Below are 17,568 nucleotides of genomic sequence, written 5' to 3'. Positions count from 1 at the left end.
ACTTTCCGGAGAGCGTTTTGGGCTACTTTTCAAAGAGCGCTGACATCGCCCCCGGCACGACGCGCAACTACCTCTCCTCCGCAATGAGCAAGGTGGGCGCCCACAACCGCTACGAGGCCTACACCCTGGCCCGGGACAGGGGCTGGGTGTAGGCCTCGGGTGCCCACAGCATCTTGGGCCGACGGACTCCTAGGAGGACAGCGGCAGGAAGACCTTGACGGCCTTGAAGATGCCGCTGAAGATCTTCACGATGATGCCGAAGATATCCTCGAACTTCTTGGTACCGGTGGTGGACTCGTCCCAGCCGAAGAACTTGTCGGAGGAGCCGGCGGAGGAGGACTTCTTCTCCCCGGGCTTTTCGCTGCTGCCGCTGCCGGCGCCGTTGTCGGTGTCAGCGCCGGTCTCGGTGCCGGCTGTCTCGGAGGTGAGGGCGGGGTTACCGCTCTCGTCTTCCTGCGCGTTCGCGACGGCCGCGCCGCTGACTGCGATGGTGGATGCGGTGGCGATGGCCAGGAGGGCCTTCTGGATCTTCATGGTGTCTCTCCAGGAATCGGGTGGTCTCTGAAATGTCTTCGGCCCCGCATGTGCAGTGCCGGAACGGAACATTAATGCCGCCTGTGGCGCCAAGGAAGAGGGTTGAGCCCGCGGGGGTGGAGACGAAAGTAGACGATCGGGGCAACGGCGCAGCTGCCGCCGCCCCACGGACTCCGCGGTGCGGGTGTGCACCGAAGGGGAATGGGAGCCCGGAACAGGGTCGGGGGGCCTCACACCAGACACACATTTTGTCGTTTAACCCAAGAAAAATCGGCCGCCATCGTGGCGACCGATTCGGATCGTGCCCGGGGGGGGACTTGAACCCCCACGTTCTTGCGAACACTGGCACCTGAAGCCAGCGCGTCTGCCAATTCCGCCACCCGGGCGGGCGACTTGATTAATATAGCACCCGGCCAGGACGAACTACCAAATCCCATGCCCATCGCGCTTTTTTCGCCGGGGTGGGGTACCTGGTTGTGCCTCGACCCGGCGCTTTCGTCTATGTCGATGGGCGTCGCCCATCTATACTGTCTTGGTTATTGACCGCTCGCGCGGCTGTGAAGATCGTCGATCCGGGTCGTCAGGAAGTGTGGAAGGAGGTGCGGGCCAATGTCATTCATGGACAGGCTGGCCAAACTGGACAGTTCGATGCAGCGCGGCCTGGACAACAGCATGGCCGCGATCTTCGGCGGCAAGGTTGTGCCGGCGGAGATCGAAGAGCTGGTGAAGCAGGAAGCGCAAGACAGCGTCGTCCTGACGGACCAGGACGACCTTCTTGTCCCGAATGTGTACGCGGTCGGGGTGTCCTCGAAGGACCTGGAGAACCTCTCCCAAAGCCCGGACCTTCCCTCGCAGCTGGCGGACCAGCTGACGCGTTACGTGCGCAACCAAGGCTGGTTTCTGGGCGGCCCGGTGGTCGTGCGCGTCGCGGAGGAGTCCGGTCTGCGGACCGGGCAGTTGCGGGTGTCGTCGTACATCGACGCCGCCCCCGACGTCCCCAACGGCTTCGACGCGATCTTTGCGGAACCGACACATGACAACGAGATCGCGGCCGACGCCGGCCGCGAAGAGGAGGATGACATGTCCGACCCCACCACCTCTGGCGAGCCGACAGTAAGCCTGCTGCTCCAAGACGGCTCGTCGCGCACCTACCTCGTGCGCGAGGGTTCCAACATCATCGGCCGCTCCAACGACGCGGACTTCCGCCTCCCCGACACCGGCGTGTCCCGCCAGCACGCGGAGATCACGTGGGACGGCGAGTCCGCCGTTCTGGTCGACCTGCAGTCCACCAACGGCACGACCGTCAACGACGAACCGGTGGAGAACTGGCTGCTTGCCGACGGCGACGTCATCACCGTCGGCCACTCCCACATCGAGGTGCGTATCGTCGAGCCGCAGAAGGGCCTCGCCTCGGACGCGGGCCTCAACCCCGACGACGTGGCCTACCCGAGCACCGAGATGTTCCGCGGCCCGCTCCCGGGCCAGCGAGAATCGTAAGGAGACGCATGGATTCAGCGATCATCCTCGGCTCCCGCTTCGGGCTGCTCATCCTTCTCTGGCTGTTCATCCTGCTCGTCTTGTGGGGCGTGCGCCGAGACGTGTCGGCGGCGTCTGGGGCGCGTCGACAAGCAACTGCGTCTGCCCCCGTTACAAGGGACAAGGCGCGGCAGATCGTGGTGGCCGAGGGCCCGCTGCGGGGCTCGCACATGAGCATCGCCAGCGTCGAGGACATCACCCTCGGGCGCGCCGACACCAACGACTTCGTGCTCGGCGACGACTACGCCTCATCGCGACACGCCCGGCTGTTCCGCCGCGGCAGCGAATGGTTCGTCGAGGACCTCGACTCGCGCAACGGCACCTTCGTCCAGGGAACCCGCATTGACCAGCCAGAACGCGTTTCCGTGGGCACGGATATCAAGATGGGCCGCACGATTGTGAGGTTGATGCCATGAGCCTGAAGCTCAACTACACCGCCATCTCCGACCGGGGCCTGGTGCGCGGCAACAACGAGGACTCGGCCTACGCGGGCCCGCACCTTCTCGTGCTTGCCGACGGCATGGGCGGCCACGCCGCCGGGGAGGTCGCCTCGCAGCTCATGGTGGAGCACATGGAGCACCTCGACCGGGACCCCGCCGACGCCGACGTCCTCGCGCTGCTCGGCGCGGCCGCCGAGGACGCCAACGCCGCGATCGCCGGCTCCGTCGACGACAACCCCGCCCAAGAGGGCATGGGCACCACCCTGACCGCCCTCATGTTCAACGGCACCGAGGTCGGGCTCATCCACGTCGGCGACTCCCGGGGCTACATGCTTCGCGACGCCACCTTGAGCCAAATCACCGAGGACGACACCTTCGTGCAGTCCCTGGTCAACGAAGGCCGCCTCGACCCGGAGGACGTGTCCACGCACCCGCAGAAATCGCTGATCCTCAAGGCCTACACAGGTCGCCCCGTCGACCCGCACCTGGAGATGATCCCGGTGCGCGCGGGCGACCGTTTCTTGCTGTGCTCCGACGGCCTGTCCGACCCCGTGACCGCCTCCACCATCGAGGAGGCGCTGCGCCACGGCACCCCCGAGGCTGCCGCGCAGCGCCTCATCGAGCTAGCGCTGCGCTCCGGCGGGCCCGACAACATCACGGTGATCGTCGCCGACGTTGTCGATACCGCCCAGGACAACGCCCCTCAGCTCCCCACCGCGGCCGCCGTCGCCGGCGCCCTCGCGCCCGACATCGAACCGACCCACCCCGACTCGGCCGCCAGCCGCGCGGCAGCCCTCACCAGCGCGGCCGCCGCCCCCGCCCCGGCGGTGAACGCGGCCACGTACACGGGCCGGCGCACCGCGTCGGATGACGGGGGCTCGGCCAGCTCCGCCAGCGAGGACGCTGGCGACGACGAGGAGCCCCGCCGACGCCGCTCCCCCTGGCCCTGGGTCGTCGCGCTGCTCGCCGTCGCCATCGTCGGCGTCGGCGTCGTCGCCTGGCTGGACAGCCGCGCCGAAGACACCTACTACGTCGAAGCGAACGAGGACAACGAAATCACCATCACACGCGAAGAAGGCTCGCTGCTTTCCGGGCTGCGCTCCCAGGAGCACGCCGAGATACAGCTGGCCTGCATTGACGAGGACAACAAGCTCCGCGTCGCCGACGCCAATGCCGAGCCGGGCGACTGCACCGTGTTCACCACCGACGACCTGCCGCCCTCGCAGCGCTCCGCCCTCGAGGACTTCCAGGGCGGCACCTACGAGGACGCCGTCGCCCTGATGAATCGCCTCGCCGACAACGCCCTGCCGGTGTGCGTCACCGAACCCACGGAGCAGGAAGGCCAGGCCCCCAGCACACCCTGCAGGACGGTGAACTAACATGACCCGCTTCTATACCCGCGGCCGCGAGCTCCTCTTGCTCATCTGCGCGGCCGTGCTCCTGCTTCTCATGCTGTTTGGCTTGGAGATGTCGCAGGGGCGGACCCTGTCCACCGAGATGCTCTACCTCGTAGGCGGCTTCGTCCTCGTCTACGCCGTCGCCCACGTGGCCATCTGTGTCACCGCCCCCCACTCGGACCAGCTGCTGCTGCCGGTGGTGGCCACCCTCAACGCGATCGGGCTGGTGGTGATCTACCGCCTCGACCTCGCCGACAGGCCCGGCTACGGCCCCCTCGCCGAGCGCCAGGTGCTGTGGTCTCTGGCCGGGGTGATCCTCCTCGTGCTCACGCTCGTGGCGCTGCGCGACCACAAGTCGCTCTCACGCTACTCCTACCTGCTCGGCCTGGCCGGGCTCATCCTGCTGGCGCTGCCGCTCGTCTGGCCCCAACCACCGGATTACGCGGACGCCCGCATCTGGATCTGGCTCGGCCCGTTTTCCATCCAGCCGGGTGAGTTCTCCAAGATCCTGCTGCTCATCTTCTTCGCCCAGCTGCTGGCGCAGAAGCGCTCCCTGTTCACCGTGGCAGGGCGGCGCTTTTTGGGCCTGAGCTTCCCGCGCCTGCGCGATCTTGCCCCCATCCTCGTGGTGTGGGCCATCGCGATCCTCATCATGGCTGTGTCCAACGACTTCGGCCCGGCGCTGCTGCTCTTCGCCACCGTGCTCGGCATGCTGTACTTCGCCACCAGCCGGACCTCCTGGCTGCTCATCGGCGTCGGCCTCGTCGCCCTCGGCGGCTGGGCCGTGTACCAGGTTTCCGACAAGATCCAGGAACGCGTGAACAACTTCATCGACCCCCTCGCCCACTACGACACCAGCGGCTACCAGCCCTCCCAGGCGCTGTTCGGCCTGAGCTGGGGCGGGGTGACCGGCACCGGCCTGGGCTACGGGCACCCCGACATGGTGCCGGTGGCGCACTCCGATTACATCCTCGCCGCGCTCGGCGAGGAGCTCGGCTTCGCCGGCCTGGCCGCCGTGCTCATCCTCTTCGCCGTCTTCACCACGCGCGGTTTCCGCGCCGCGCTGCAGGTGCGCGACTCCTACGGCAAGCTGCTCGCGGCGGGCCTGTCCACCACAATCGTCATCCAGGTTTTCGTGGTCGCCGGCGGCGTCTCCGCGCTGCTGCCCATGACCGGGCTGACCACGCCCTTCATGTCCGCCGGCGGCTCGGCGATCATGGCCAACTACATCCTGCTCGGCCTGCTTCTGCGCATCTCCAACGCCGCGAACAGGCCCTTGAGCTCCGATTCCGCCGCGGCCGTTGAGCCGGCGCCGCAGCCCGTGGAGGTGGCCCGATGAACAAAGCGATCCGCCTCGGTGCCGTCGTCTCCCTCATCCTGACCGTGATCCTGCTCATCAACTTCACGGTGATCCAGGGATTCCGCGAGGAGCGCTACGCGCAGAACCCACTCAACGCGCGCACCTTCGTCGAGCTCAAGCAGATCAACCGCGGCAACATCAACGCCGGCGGCCAGGTCCTCGCCGAGTCCTACAAGGACGAAAACGACTTCTACCAGCGCACCTACCCCAACCTGCCCATCTCCTTCGCTCCCGTCGTGGGCTACGTCTCCGACCAGTACGGCACCGCCGGCATCGAGGCCGGCTTTAACGCCGAACTCATCGGGGAGGACACCTTGAGCGGCTCCCGCTTCGTGCGTACCGGACGCGAGGAGGACAAGGCGGGCAACAGCGTCGAGCTCACTCTCGACCCGAATCTGCAGGCTCTGGCCTACGAGCAGCTCAGTGACCCGGGCTACGAGGGTGCGGTGGCGGCCATGCGGCCGTCGACAGGCGAGGTGCTCGCCCTGGCCTCTACCCCCTCCTACGACCCGAACGCGGTAGTCAACCCCGACACCGCCGAGCAGGCGTGGGAGCAGCTCAACAACGACCCGGGCAACCCCCTGCTCAACCAGGCGACGCAGGAGCAGCTGCCGCCGGGATCGATCTTCAAGATCATCACCACCGCGGCCGCGCTGCGCAACGGCTACACGCCCGACTCGCCTGTCACCGGCGAGGCCGAGATCCCGCTGCCGGGGACCGAGGCCACGCTGCCCAACTACGGCGGGCAGGCCTGCGGCGGCGGTGGCACGGTCACCCTGCGCACCGCCTTCGCGCTGTCGTGCAACACGGCTTTCGCGGAGACGGCCATCGACATCGGCACCGAGCCGCTGCGCGAGGCCGCGGCGGCCTTCGGCGTCGGCGAGACCTACGACCTCGGGCTGCCCACCGCGGCGGGCTCTCTGGGCGACCTGCCCGGCGCGGCCGAGCTCGCCCAGTCCGCGATCGGCCAGCGCGACGTCACCATGACCGCCCTGCAGGCGGCCGTCATGACGGCGACGGTGGCCAACGACGGCCGCCGCATGGCCCCCTACGTCGTCTCCCGGATCGTGCGCCCCGACCTCACGCCCGTGCGAGAGACGCGCCCGCGCGAGATCAACGAAGCCATCACGCCGGAGGAGGCCGCGACGCTGCGGGACCTAATGTTCAGCTCCGAGCGCTCCACCTACGGCTACAACGGCAACGGCTACGCCTCGAAGACCGGCACCGCCGAGCACGGCGAGGGCGCCGCCCCGCACGCCTGGTACGTCGCCTTCGACCCGGACAAGGACGTCGCCGTCGCCGTGGTGGTCAAAGACGGCGGCAACATCGGCCTCAGCGCCACCGGCGGCCAGGTCTCCTCCCCCATCGGCCGCGCCATCCTCAACGCAGCACAGGCAGGAGGGAACTAATGCACACCGACAACAGGGAAGAACTCCAAGAACTCGTCGGGCCCGACTACCGGCTGCAATGGGTCATCGGGCACGGCGGCATGTCCACCGTGTGGCTTACCGACGACCCAGGCCACGACCGCGAGGTGGCCATCAAGGTGCTGCGCCCCGAGTTCTCCTCCAACGAGGAGTTCCTCACGCGCTTCCGCAACGAGGCCAGCGCCGCCGAGGGCATCGACTCGCCGAACGTCGTGGCCACCTACGACTACCGCGAGGTGGACACGGGCCACGGCTACGCCATGTGCTTCATCGTCATGGAGTACATCCGCGGCGAATCCCTCGCCGACCTCATCGCGCGCGAGGGTCAGCTCGACGAGGACCTCGCGCTCGACGTGCTCGAACAGGCCTCCCACGGCCTCGCCGTGATCCACCGCATGGGCCTGGTGCACCGCGACATCAAGCCCGGAAACCTCATGATTACCCAGAACGGGCGGGTCAAGATCACCGACTTCGGCATCGCCAAGGCAGCCGCCGCCGTGCCGCTGACGCGCACGGGCATGGTGGTGGGCACAGCGCAGTACGTCTCGCCCGAGCAGGCGCAGGGGCTTCGCGTGAGCTCGGCGAGCGACGTCTACTCCCTCGGCGTCGTGGGCTACGAGATGCTCTCCGGCACCCGCCCCTTCACGGGCGACAGCTCGGTGTCCGTGGCGCTCGCGCACGTGTCCAACGAGCCGCCCGCCTTATCGACGTCCATCAGCGCGCCCGCCCGCGAGCTCATCGGCATCGCCTTGCGCAAGGACGCCGCCACCCGCTTCCGCGACGGCAACGAGATGCAGCTGGCTGTGGCCCAGGTGCGCCGCGGCCAGCGCCCCACCCAGCCGGGCGGCGGCCAGACCACCCTGATCGCCGTCGAGCCCTCCCCCACGGAGTCGACGCAGATGCTCGCCTCCGTGGCCCAGCCCACCACGGTGCGCCCCGCCCAGCCGCAGGAGCGCCCCCCGCAGGGCGACCTAGCACAGGAGCAGCACACCGCTGTGGCGCAGCCGGAGCAGAAGGAGAAGAAGGGCGGTTTCGGCATCGGCGTCCTCATCGCCGTGCTTGTCCTCCTCGTCATCGGCGGGGTGGCCTGGGCGTTGACCGCCGGGCCGCTTGGCGGGCCGGGGGCGGAGACCACGACGCCGGAGACCAGCGTGGTCACGCAGACGCAGACCATCTCGCCCTCCCCGGAGCAGCAGACGCAGACGGCGACGACCACGGTGCCCCCGCGCGTGACCACGAACGAGAGCGCACCGGGGACGGTGAGCTTCGTCGAGCCGCCGGCCAACGAGCCCTCCGAGCCGGCCCCCGCTCCTGCCCCGGCGCCCACCAACCCCTCGCCGGCGCCCACGCCCCCACCGACCAACGGCGCCCCGGCGCCCGCTCCGACCCCTCCGGGTAACCAGGACGGGGCCGATGAGACGAGCACCGATAACCCGCTCAACCCCCAGAATGGCGGTACCCCATGACACTGATTGCCAACCGCTACGAGCTCGCCGAACTCATCGGCACAGGCGGCATGTCCGACGTCTACGCGGCCACCGACACCGCCCTCGGGCGGCCCGTTGCCGTGAAGATGCTCAAGGTCGACATGGCGCGGGACGAGAACTTCCGCGAGCGCTTCCGCCGCGAGGCGCAGAACTCTGCGCGCCTGAACCACCCCAACATCGTGGCGGTCTACGACACCGGCTCCATCGAGCGCGAGGGCGTCGACGTGCCGTACATCGTCATGGAAATCGTCAACGGCCGCAACCTGCGCGACATCGTCCGCGAGGACGGCCCGCTCACCCCGCGCGCGGCGGCCGAGCTGCTCCTGCCGGTCACCCACGCCCTCCAGGCCAGCCACGACGCCGGCATTATCCACCGCGACGTCAAGCCCGCCAACGTCATGGTGACCACGACCGGCACGGTCAAGGTGATGGACTTCGGCATCGCCCGGGCCCTCGACGACTCCACTTCCGCCATGACTCAGACCGCCGCCGTGATCGGCACGGCGCAGTACCTCTCGCCGGAGCAGGCGCGGGGCAAACCTGCCGACGGCCGCAGCGACGTCTACGCCCTGGGCTGCGTCATGTACGAGATGGTCACCGGCCAGCCGCCCTTCCAGGGCGAAACCCCCTTCGCCGTGGCGTACCAGCACGTGCAGGAGGACCCGGAGGCGCCGAGCACCCTCGTGAACACTCTCGCGGAAAGCGAGGCGGTCAACCTCGACGCCGTGATCCTCACCGCGATGGCGAAGCACCCCGCCGACCGCTACCAGAGCGCCTCCGAGATGGGGGCCGACCTGGAGCTTTTGGAGCGCGGCGCCGTGACCAACGCGGCGCGCAACCACCTGGCCTACCCCGCCGCGGACGCGGGAAATGACCCGGCGGACGACCCGGACGCCACCGTCGTCTCCGGCGCCGCCGTCGCTTCCCGCCCCGCCACGGGCGGGATGAGCCGCTACGAAGAGCACCGCCGCGCCAACGAAAAGGAGGAGGGCTCCGGCTGGATGAAGTGGGTCGCCATCCTGCTCGGGCTCATCTTGGTCGTCGCCGCGGGCGTTGTGGCCTACAACGTCTTCACCGACCGCACCGGCGAGGACAACGTCGAGGAGCAGATGGTGGCGGTACCCGACCTCGCCGGAAAACCCCGCGAGGAGGCGGTGGCCGAACTCGAGCGCCTGGGCCTGCAGGTAGCGGTGAGCGACGAGCCGAGCCCCGACGTGCCGCGCGGGACGGTGATTGACACCAACCCGACGGCGGGCTCGCAGCTGCGCCCGGGCACCCTCATCACCGTGTCCGTCTCCTCCGGGCGCGAGGTCACCGACGTCCCCGATTTGACCGGCCTGACCCCCCAGGACGCGGCGCAGGTGCTCGAGGACGCGGGCCTAGAGCTCAACACCGACTTCCGTACGGAGCCGAGCGACGACGTCCCCGAGGGCATCATCATGTCGCAGAACCCCGCCGGCGGCTCGCAGCTTTCCAAGGGCTCGGAGGTCTCCGTCGTGGTCTCCTCCGGCCGGGAGCAAGTCAACGTTCCCTCCATGGAGGGCATGACCGTCGAGCAGGCGACGTCGCTTTTGGATTCCCTCGGCCTGAACGCCACCGTCACCCAGGTGGACTCCGAGCTGCCGAGCGGGGAGGTCGTCGCCGCCGCTGGCCAGGGCACCCAGGTGGACCGGGGCACGACGATCGAGCTGCGCGTGTCCAACGGCATGCTGATGAAGATGATCGACATCGTGCGCATGACGCCCCAGCAGGCCGACTCCGCCCTGCGCGAGGCCGGCTGGAACGGGCGCCTCGTGGAGGGCCCGACGGTTGCCACCGGCGCCGTGGTGGACCAGGGGCGCATCGGCCACCAGGAGGTCCCGGCCGGAGAGACCATCCGGAAGGACCAGGAGATCGGCTACAACCTCTGGGAGTTCGACCCGGCGAAGCTGCTCCCGGGCCGCTAGGGCTTTTGTCGGCCGGGCGTGGTGGTAAAATTGCAGCCCACAGCACGTCGCGTCCGGCGCGGGGCCGGGCGCCTGAGAGCGAAGGGTTTTCACTATGCCTAAGGCAAAAGTTAACAAGGACGCCCAGACCCGCCCGGCCACCACCGCCTCGACGGCGGCGGGCTCGCGCACCCCGGTCAAGATCAACACCGGCGGCACGCCGGTGTGGTACAAGGTCATCATGTTCAGCCTCATGATCGTGGGGCTGGCCTGGCTGGTGCTCTTCTACGTCGCGGGCGACCAGATCCCGTTCCTCGCGGAGCTCGGCCCGTGGAACTACCTGATCGGCTTCTCCGGTCTCATCCTCGGCCTGCTCATGACCATGGGTTGGCGCTAGTAGGCAGCGCTTTTCTACTTTCGTACCAAGTTTCCCAGCTCCTGTTGAACTTCCTTCCAGGCGGCCGTAGGTTCTTTCTTCGGTAAAGATCCCGACCCCCTGGAAGAAAGGTCCGTCCATGAAGTTCAACGGATTCGCGCGCCGCGCGGTATCCCTTTTCGCCGCAGCAGGCGCCGTCGCCGCTATCGCCCCGATCGCCGGAGCGCAGACCCTCGAGGTCTCTCACCCCGAGACCCCCGCCACCAACAGCGCCCTGCCGATCATCCACACCTACCGCGGCAGCGACCACCTGAAGGCCAACATCCTCAACCCGCGCCCGGTGTGCAACTCGACGGAGGACTACCGCACCGTCGTGTACAAGGTCACCGATAACTTCCTGCCGGTGGGCACCATCTCCACCACCAACCTGAGCGACAGCACCGTCCCGCTCACGCAGGACCTCTCGCGCACCGCGTCCATCTCCGCCTCCGTGAACGGCTCGCGCACCGAGACGCTCAACATCGGCGGTTCCGGCTCCCGCAACGGCATGCAGGGCTCAATCGGTTACTCGCTGGCAAAGACCTTGGGCTTCAGCGTCTCCGGCTCCCTCGCGTGGACGGCCGGCCAGAAGATCGGCCCGTACGACGTCCCAGCCGGCAACACGGGTGAGGCGACCTACGGCTTCCGCACCGTCACCATGACCGGCACGCAGCAGCGCTGCCGCCCGAACGGCACGTGGGCCACGCCGACCGCATGGGTGGCCAACATGCCGGTCAAGAACGAGGTTCGCGTGAAGAACTACTCCACCCCGGCCGGTTCCTGGGCCCCGAACAAGGGAGCGCAGGTCACCGAGAAGGACAACCCCTCCTTCGCCGCCGACGCCGAGAAGATCACCGAGGGCGAGACGCTTAACGACGTCACGAAGGTCGCCGACTCCGAGCCCGCCGACGTGACCAACAAGGAGTTCACGGACGCGCCCGCCGCTGACTCTGTCGCCCTCGACCTCGAGCCCTACTTCACCACCTCCGCCCTGAAATCCCCCGGTTTCGCCGGCACGGTGGCGCTGCGCGTGAAGAACAACGGCTCCGAGCGCTATTGGGGAGAGTTCCCGCTGCTGACCTTCCGAGTGCACGTCAAGACCGCGGAGGGCCCGAAAGGCGTCGACCGCCTCATCACCGCCCGCGGCGCGAACGGCTCCCACGTGCGCGACCTCGGCTACAACTTTGCCACCCAGACCCGCACCTTCGAGGTCACCCTCTCCAACCCGGTCAACGCTGGCGAGGATGTCCTCCTCGGCGCCTTCGACTTCGGCGACGGCAACACCCGTGAGGGCAGGCTGCGCAACTACATGACGGTCACCCAAACCGCGCGCCTCAAGGGCGACACCTCGACGTTCAATGACCAGAACGTCGATTCCCGCAAGGCCACCGTGACGGACCTCGGCAACCCGAACTCCGGCCTGTTCTAACTGTGAGTGGAGTTATCCACAGCGTGTGGAGGAATCTGTGAGTCACAGGGTTATCCCCACCTGTGGATAACCCTGTGCACTACTTACCCACATGCGAACACCGCTCGGTTGACGCTTACTCCCCCGCTGGTCATCAGGCCGCGGGGGAGTTTTCATCGCCACGGAGTTCGAAGAATGACACCGATGTAGTTATCCACATTGTGGGGAAAAGTTGTGGGTAACTCGCCCTGGGGAAAACCGGTGAACAACGCCGCCGCCTAGAACGCCAAGAGGGAAAGCGCCACCGCCACGCCCCCGAGCAGCACCCCGCCCGCCGCGCCGGCGCCGCGTACCCGGGGGTCGGGAGAGGTCAGCGGAAACGCCAGCAGGATCCCCATCACGAGCCCGCCGACGTGGCCCCACAGGCTCACCCCGGGGGCAATGAGGGAGTACGCCAGGTTCACCGCTACGAGCGCGAAGGCCGGCCGCAGGTCGGTTTGGCGTCGATAAGCAATGCCAACGAGCAGCGCCATGAGCATGTACAAAACGCCGGAGGCGCCGGCGGTGGGGGTAGTGAAGTTCATGGCGAGCACCGCCGCCGAGGAACCGAGCAGCCCCGCGACGTAGGCCAGCGCGTAGGAGCGGGGGCCGACGAAGCGCTCCACCTCCGCGCCGATGAGCGCGAGCATAAGAACGTTGAGCACCACGTGCGGCAGGTCCAAGTGCATGAACCCGGAGGTCAGGGCACGCAGCCAACCCCACCCCTCGGCCGCGAACGGCCCGAACAGGAGCATGGACTCGCGCAGGCCGGTCCCAGCGATCGCCGCGGCGACGAAGAATATCGCGCACAGCGCGCAGGCAAGCGCGGTGACGGGCGCACCGGCAAAGATTCTCTGTGTATTCATAGGCAAAAACCCCCGGCGCGGCGAGGCGCTCGGGGGCGGGTCGGGCAGCGGTTGCTGCTACTGGACGTCGATGGACTCGATGACGACGTCCTCAACGGGGCGGTCCATGCGGCCGGTGCGCACCCGGGAGATCTCCGTAACAACCTTCTGCGAATCCGCGTCGGTGACCTCGCCGAAGATCGTGTGGCGGTTGTTCAGCCACGGCGTCGCGTCCACCGTGATGAAGAACTGCGAGCCGTTCGTGCCCGGGCCGGCGTTGGCCATGGCCAAAAGGAAGGGGCGATCGAACTGCAGCTCCGGGTGGAACTCGTCGGCGAACTGGAAGCCCGGGCCGCCAGTGCCGGTGCCCGTGGGGTCACCGCCCTGGATCATGAAACCCGGGATGATGCGGTGGAAGATGGCACCGTCGTAGAACGGGCCCTCGTTGGAGCCGGAGGCGTTCTTGGTGGTGTATTCCTGGGTGCCCTTGGCCAGGCCGGTGATGACCTCAACCGTCTTCGGCGCGTGGTTGCCGAACAGGTCCACGACGATGTCGCCGTGGTTGGTGTGCAACGTCATTGTCTGCGTCTTCTGAGTCATGTGATCCAGGATACGCGGGAACAATTCGTTTAACAGCGCTCGCGTGTGGGTCTGAACGAAGGTGCCCGCTCTTGGGTAAGCCGGGCTACCACGATCGGCTCAACACCAGCTGCGTCGATTTTTTGTGAGCGCTCGCACTGGTAAACCGTGTCTTCACAGCGCGTGCGCCGCACCGGCTGTGGGTCGGTGACATCACCTATGCAGGCACCCTGTCGGGTTTTGGCTGCACCGCGTTCGTCACGGACGCGTACTCCCGCGCGATTGTCGGCACCGCGACTTGGGCGAGTATGCGCACCGATGAATTGCTGTTGGAACTGTTTTGCGCTGGTGGCCTTTTTGTCCACCACGGTGATCATGGCTCGCGGCATGTGCCGATCGGTCACGGTGAAGCACTGGCCCAAGCTGGGATTGACCCCTCTGCCGGTACTGTCGGCGGCTCCTGCGGCAACACGGTGGCTGAAACGTTCAACGGTCTGCACACGACGGGGCGGATGTATGCCCACCGGACGTGGGCGTCATTCGGGTATGTCAGATGGAAAACGCCCGCTAGCAACAATCAGACGCTCGGCGGTTGGGCGTTCAGTAAGCGCAACGGAAACCAGGGCGCTGCATTAGAGCGATTAGCTGCGTTTCACTGGCGAACCGAGCCAACCCGCCTGACGACGCAACAACCCCCGGGGCCCGTTCACACGGCCCCGGGGGGCGTCCAGCGAGCCTAGGGCCTACAGCCCCTGCGCGACCTCGTTGCGGGCGGCGACCATGTTGGTCAGGGCCGGTTCGACCTCGGCGTAGCCGCGGGTCTTCAGGCCGCAGTCCGGGTTGACCCAGAGCCGTTCGGTCGGGACGTTGTCCAGGGCGGCCTTGATCAGCTCGACCATCTCCTCCTTGCTGGGCACGCGCGGGGAGTGGATGTCGTAGACACCGGGGCCGATCTCTGCGTGGAAGGTCTCGTCGATGTCCTCGAGCAGCTCCATCTTGGAACGCGCGGCCTCGATCGAGGTGACGTCGGCGTCCAGGCCCGCGACAGCGTCGATGATCTGGCCGAACTCGGAGTAGCAGAGGTGGGTGTGGATCTGGGTGGCCGGCTGGGCTTCCAGGGCAACGAGGCGGAAGGCGCGGACGGCCCAGTCGAGGTAGGCCGGGCGGTCGTCGGCGCGCAGCGGCAGCAGCTCGCGCAGCGCCGGCTCGTCGATCTGGATGACCTTGATGCCGGCCTCCTCGAGCTCGCGGACCTCGTCCGCGAGCGCGAGGGCGATCTGGTCGGCGGAGACGGACAGCGGGACGTCGTCACGCTTGAAGGACCAGGCCAGGATGGTCACCGGGCCGGTGAGCATGCCCTTGACCGGCTTGTCCGAAAGGGACTGCGCGTAGCGCGACCACTCGACGGTCATCGCGGCCGGGCGCGAGACGTCGCCGACGACGATCGGCGGGCGGGTGCAGCGCGAGCCGTACGACTGGACCCAGCCGTTCTCGGTGACCACGAAGCCCTCGAGGAGCTCGGCGAAGTACTGCACCATGTCGTTGCGCTCCGCCTCGCCGTGGACGAGGACGTCCAGACCGATCTCCTCCTGCAGCTCGATGACGTTTTTGATCTCGGCCCTCAGCGCCTCGCGGTACTGCTCATCCGTGAGCTCGCCAGCCTTGTGATCGGCGCGCGCCTTGCGGATCTCCGTGGTCTGCGGGAAGGAGCCGATCGTGGTGGTGGCCAGCTTGGGCAGACCGAGCTCGGTGTCCTGGGCCTTCTGGCGCTCGGCGAACTCGGGGGTGCGCTTGACTTCGCCCTCGGGCAGCTTGGCCACGCGCTGCGCCACCGCCTCGTTGTGGATCGTGGTGGACTCGCTGCGGGTGCGCACGGCGCGGTCCGACTGCGAGAAGGCCTCGACGGCGCCCTCGGGTCCGGCGACGAGCGCCTTGACCTCGCCGATCTTCTCGTCGGCGAAGGACAGCCACGGGGCGACCTCGACCGGGAGGTTGCGCTCCGCATTCAGCGTGTGGGGCACATGCTGCAGGGAGGTGGAGGTGGACACGGAGACGGAGTCGCGCTGGAGCGAGGCCAGCACCTCGCTGCGCTCGCGGAGGTTGGCGGCCCAGACGTTGCGGCCGTCGATAAGCCCGGCGACAAGGTGCACCTTCGCGGGGATAGCGGCGGCGACGCGGGCGGGGTAGCCGGGGTCGGCCTCCAGGGTCCACGGCGCGAGGTCGACGTGGAGGGCCTCCGGCGCGAGTTCGCCGAAGACGTCGAGCGCCTCGCGGGCGGAGCCGTAGGGGGTGGTCAGGTACACGTTCGGGCGGTCCTCGAGGGCGAGCAGCGCGGTCCACGCCTCGCGCAGGTAGCCGGCGAGCTCATTGTCCGGCGTGGACAGGTCGGCGACAACGGCGGGCTCCGCGACCTGCACCCACTCCACGCCGGCGTCCTTCAGGGCGCGCAGGACGGCGGAGTAGGACTCCACGAGCGAGTTGAGCAGCGACCACTCGGCGGGCTTGGACAGGGCGATGAGCGTGACCGGGCCCACGAGGTAGGGGCGCACGGTGTGGCCGGCCTCGCGGGCCTCCTCGACGATGCGCACGATGCGCTCCGGGGCGGGCGTGACATCCTGGCCGGCGGCGAGCTCGGGAACGAGGTAGTGGTAGTTGGTGTCGAACCACTTCGTCATCTCGAGCGGGACGCGGGTGTCGTTGCCGCGGGCGAGGGCGAACTCCTCATCGAGGTCGGTGCCGCCGGGCACGGCGCCGACGGTCAGGGCGGTCTCGAGGACCTGGTCGTAGTAGGCGACGTCGGCGGGGATGGAGTAGTCCTCGGTCAGGCCCAGATCGCGCAGGCGGTTGTAGGTGTCGATGCGCAGCGCGCGGGCGGTGGTGCGGAAGGTCTCGGCGTCGATACGCCCGGCCCAGTAGGACTCGAGGGCCCTCTTGAGCTCGCGGTTGGCGCCGATGCGAGGGTAGCCCTCGATCGTCGCGGCGGGGAAGGAAGTGGTCATGGGGTGTCCTTAAGAAAGTAGGTCGTGGGTAAAACTGTGGGGCGGCTACTAGGGCCGCGGGATGCCCACCCGGTCCAGCAGGTCACGGGTGACCGTGATGTCGTTATGGGTGTAGATGTGCAACCCGCCCGCTCCCGCATCCAGGATCGCTCGGGTCATTTCTGCGGAGAGCTCCATGCCGACCTCGTACTCCTCCTCCGGCGTGGAGGCGGCGGACAGGCGGTTTATCACGCGGTCGGGCACGGTGACCCCGGACAGCACGCCCATGCGCTCAACCCGCTTCAGGCTGGTCATGGGCATGATCCCCGGAATCAGCGGGATGCGCACCCCCGCCATGCGGGAGGTGGTGACGAAGCTCAGGTAGTCCTCGGCGTCGAAAAAGAGCTGCGTGATGGCGAAGTCCGCGCCGAGGCGCTGCTTGGCCAAAAGCACGTCCAGGTCCTCGTCGCGGTTGCGCGACTCGGCGTGGCCTGCCGGGTAGCAGGCGACGGAGAGCGCGAGCTTGCCCGCGGCGAGGTGGAACGCCTCCTCCTCCTCGACGTCCTGGATGAGGTTGAGCAGATCGGTCGCGTGCTGCAGGTAGCCCTCCGGCAGGCTGGTTTCGCCCTCCGGGAGGTCGCCGCGCAGCGCGAGGAAGCCGCGCACCCCGGCGTCGAGAAGCGTGCGAATCCACTCGGTGAGCTCCTCGCGCGTGCCGGCCGTGCAGGCCAGGTGGGCGATGGTGCGCAGGTTCGTCGTGCTGTCAAGCAGCGAGATGAGATCCGCCGTGCCGGACAGCCAGCCCGAGCGGCGAGAGGAGGTCACGGAGACGTAGTCGGGCCGGTAGGCGGCCAAGCCCTGGATGAGCTTGCCCAGGCGTTCGGCGTCGGCGGTATCGCGCGGCGGGATGAGCTCGAAGCTCAACGCCGTGCGCGTGTGCGGCTTCGGGGCCGGTGGTGTGTCGTCGGGGCCATCCAGCGGCGCCGAGGCTGAGACCAGCGGATGCGCGGCCCAGGCCCGGTGCGCCGGCGTGGAAAGCCGCGACGGAGGGTTATTTCCACGCATGAAAAAAGACCTTTCATCAGCGGTGATTCCTGGCCGGGCTCGGCGCTTACGGTGCAACGCTGCTTAAGGTTATTGCCCCTCAACGGCAGGCACAACGCGATCCGTACAGAGCTGTCTAATTTGCAGGTCAACG

General features: G+C 67.9%; 14 protein-coding genes, 1 tRNA gene and 1 pseudogene. 10 read left to right on the top strand and 6 right to left on the bottom strand.

Annotated elements, in window-relative coordinates:
- Positions 1-35: 35 nt before the first annotated feature.
- A pseudogene (locus tag CAURIS_RS00195) lies at positions 36-152 on the top strand (DNA-binding response regulator); the annotation flags it as partial.
- Between the two features lie 37 nt (positions 153-189).
- Here the strand turns inward: CAURIS_RS00195 and CAURIS_RS00190 are convergent.
- Both CAURIS_RS00190 and CAURIS_RS00185 read right to left on the bottom strand, forming a co-directional pair.
- Positions 190-534, bottom strand: a complete 345-nt coding sequence (locus CAURIS_RS00190) for a hypothetical protein (RefSeq protein ID WP_290342237.1) — start codon at positions 532-534, stop codon at positions 190-192.
- A 302-nt stretch (positions 535-836) separates the two neighbouring features.
- A tRNA-Leu gene (locus tag CAURIS_RS00185) sits at positions 837-920 on the bottom strand.
- A 223-nt stretch (positions 921-1,143) separates the two neighbouring features.
- On the opposite strand from CAURIS_RS00185, the gene CAURIS_RS00180 reads away from it, so the two are divergent.
- From CAURIS_RS00180 to CAURIS_RS00140, 9 genes are all read left to right on the top strand, one after another.
- Entirely contained in the window at positions 1,144-2,031 is an 888-nt protein-coding gene (locus tag CAURIS_RS00180) for an FHA domain-containing protein (RefSeq protein WP_040420973.1), read from the top strand.
- An 8-nt stretch (positions 2,032-2,039) separates the two neighbouring features.
- Positions 2,040-2,486: an FHA domain-containing protein FhaB/FipA gene (locus CAURIS_RS00175; RefSeq protein WP_290342236.1), complete on the top strand. Its 447-nt coding sequence runs from the start codon at positions 2,040-2,042 to the stop codon at positions 2,484-2,486.
- Complete coding sequence (locus tag CAURIS_RS00170) at positions 2,483-3,889, top strand: PP2C family protein-serine/threonine phosphatase (RefSeq protein ID WP_290342235.1); 1,407 nt, start codon at positions 2,483-2,485, stop codon at positions 3,887-3,889. The genes CAURIS_RS00175 and CAURIS_RS00170 overlap by 4 nt, the downstream gene beginning before the upstream one ends.
- A 1-nt stretch (position 3,890) precedes the next feature.
- Positions 3,891-5,246, top strand: a complete 1,356-nt coding sequence (locus tag CAURIS_RS00165; protein WP_290342234.1) for an FtsW/RodA/SpoVE family cell cycle protein — start codon at positions 3,891-3,893, stop codon at positions 5,244-5,246.
- Positions 5,243-6,676 carry a penicillin-binding transpeptidase domain-containing protein gene (locus CAURIS_RS00160; protein ID WP_290342232.1) on the top strand — a complete coding sequence of 478 codons (1,434 nt, stop codon included), beginning with the start codon at positions 5,243-5,245 and terminating at the stop codon, positions 6,674-6,676. Before CAURIS_RS00165 ends, CAURIS_RS00160 begins: the two co-directional genes overlap by 4 nt.
- Positions 6,676-8,160: a serine/threonine-protein kinase gene (locus tag CAURIS_RS00155; protein ID WP_290342231.1), complete on the top strand. Its 1,485-nt coding sequence runs from the start codon at positions 6,676-6,678 to the stop codon at positions 8,158-8,160. Before CAURIS_RS00160 ends, CAURIS_RS00155 begins: the two co-directional genes overlap by 1 nt.
- Complete coding sequence (gene pknB / locus CAURIS_RS00150; RefSeq protein ID WP_290342230.1) at positions 8,157-10,127, top strand: Stk1 family PASTA domain-containing Ser/Thr kinase; 1,971 nt, start codon at positions 8,157-8,159, stop codon at positions 10,125-10,127. The genes CAURIS_RS00155 and pknB overlap by 4 nt, the downstream gene beginning before the upstream one ends.
- A gap of 94 nt (positions 10,128-10,221) precedes the next feature.
- Positions 10,222-10,503 (top strand): cell division protein CrgA, encoded by a 282-nt coding sequence (gene crgA, locus CAURIS_RS00145; protein ID WP_290342229.1) that lies wholly within the window; start codon positions 10,222-10,224, stop codon positions 10,501-10,503.
- Positions 10,504-10,621: 118 nt separating this feature from the next.
- Positions 10,622-11,950: a hypothetical protein gene (locus tag CAURIS_RS00140; RefSeq protein WP_290342228.1), complete on the top strand. Its 1,329-nt coding sequence runs from the start codon at positions 10,622-10,624 to the stop codon at positions 11,948-11,950.
- Between the two features lie 257 nt (positions 11,951-12,207).
- On the opposite strand, the gene CAURIS_RS00135 is transcribed toward CAURIS_RS00140, so the two are convergent.
- From CAURIS_RS00135 to CAURIS_RS00120, 4 genes are all read right to left on the bottom strand, one after another.
- Entirely contained in the window at positions 12,208-12,834 is a 627-nt protein-coding gene (locus CAURIS_RS00135; RefSeq protein WP_290342225.1) for a rhomboid family intramembrane serine protease, read from the bottom strand.
- 57 nt (positions 12,835-12,891) lie between these two features.
- Complete coding sequence (locus tag CAURIS_RS00130; RefSeq protein ID WP_290342224.1) at positions 12,892-13,413, bottom strand: peptidylprolyl isomerase; 522 nt, start codon at positions 13,411-13,413, stop codon at positions 12,892-12,894.
- Between the two features lie 722 nt (positions 13,414-14,135).
- Positions 14,136-16,391, bottom strand: coding sequence for a 5-methyltetrahydropteroyltriglutamate--homocysteine S-methyltransferase (metE, locus tag CAURIS_RS00125; RefSeq protein WP_290342223.1), 2,256 nt, complete (start codon positions 16,389-16,391; stop codon positions 14,136-14,138).
- Positions 16,392-16,439: 48 nt separating this feature from the next.
- Entirely contained in the window at positions 16,440-17,435 is a 996-nt protein-coding gene (locus CAURIS_RS00120) for a methylenetetrahydrofolate reductase (RefSeq protein ID WP_290342222.1), read from the bottom strand.
- Positions 17,436-17,568 lie beyond the last annotated feature (133 nt).

The sequence above is a fragment of the Corynebacterium auris genome (genome assembly GCF_030408575.1).
Taxonomy (GTDB): domain Bacteria; phylum Actinomycetota; class Actinomycetes; order Mycobacteriales; family Mycobacteriaceae; genus Corynebacterium; species Corynebacterium auris.
The sequence above is the reverse complement of the archived record's forward strand: the minus strand, read 5'-3'. Positions and strand labels throughout refer to the sequence as shown.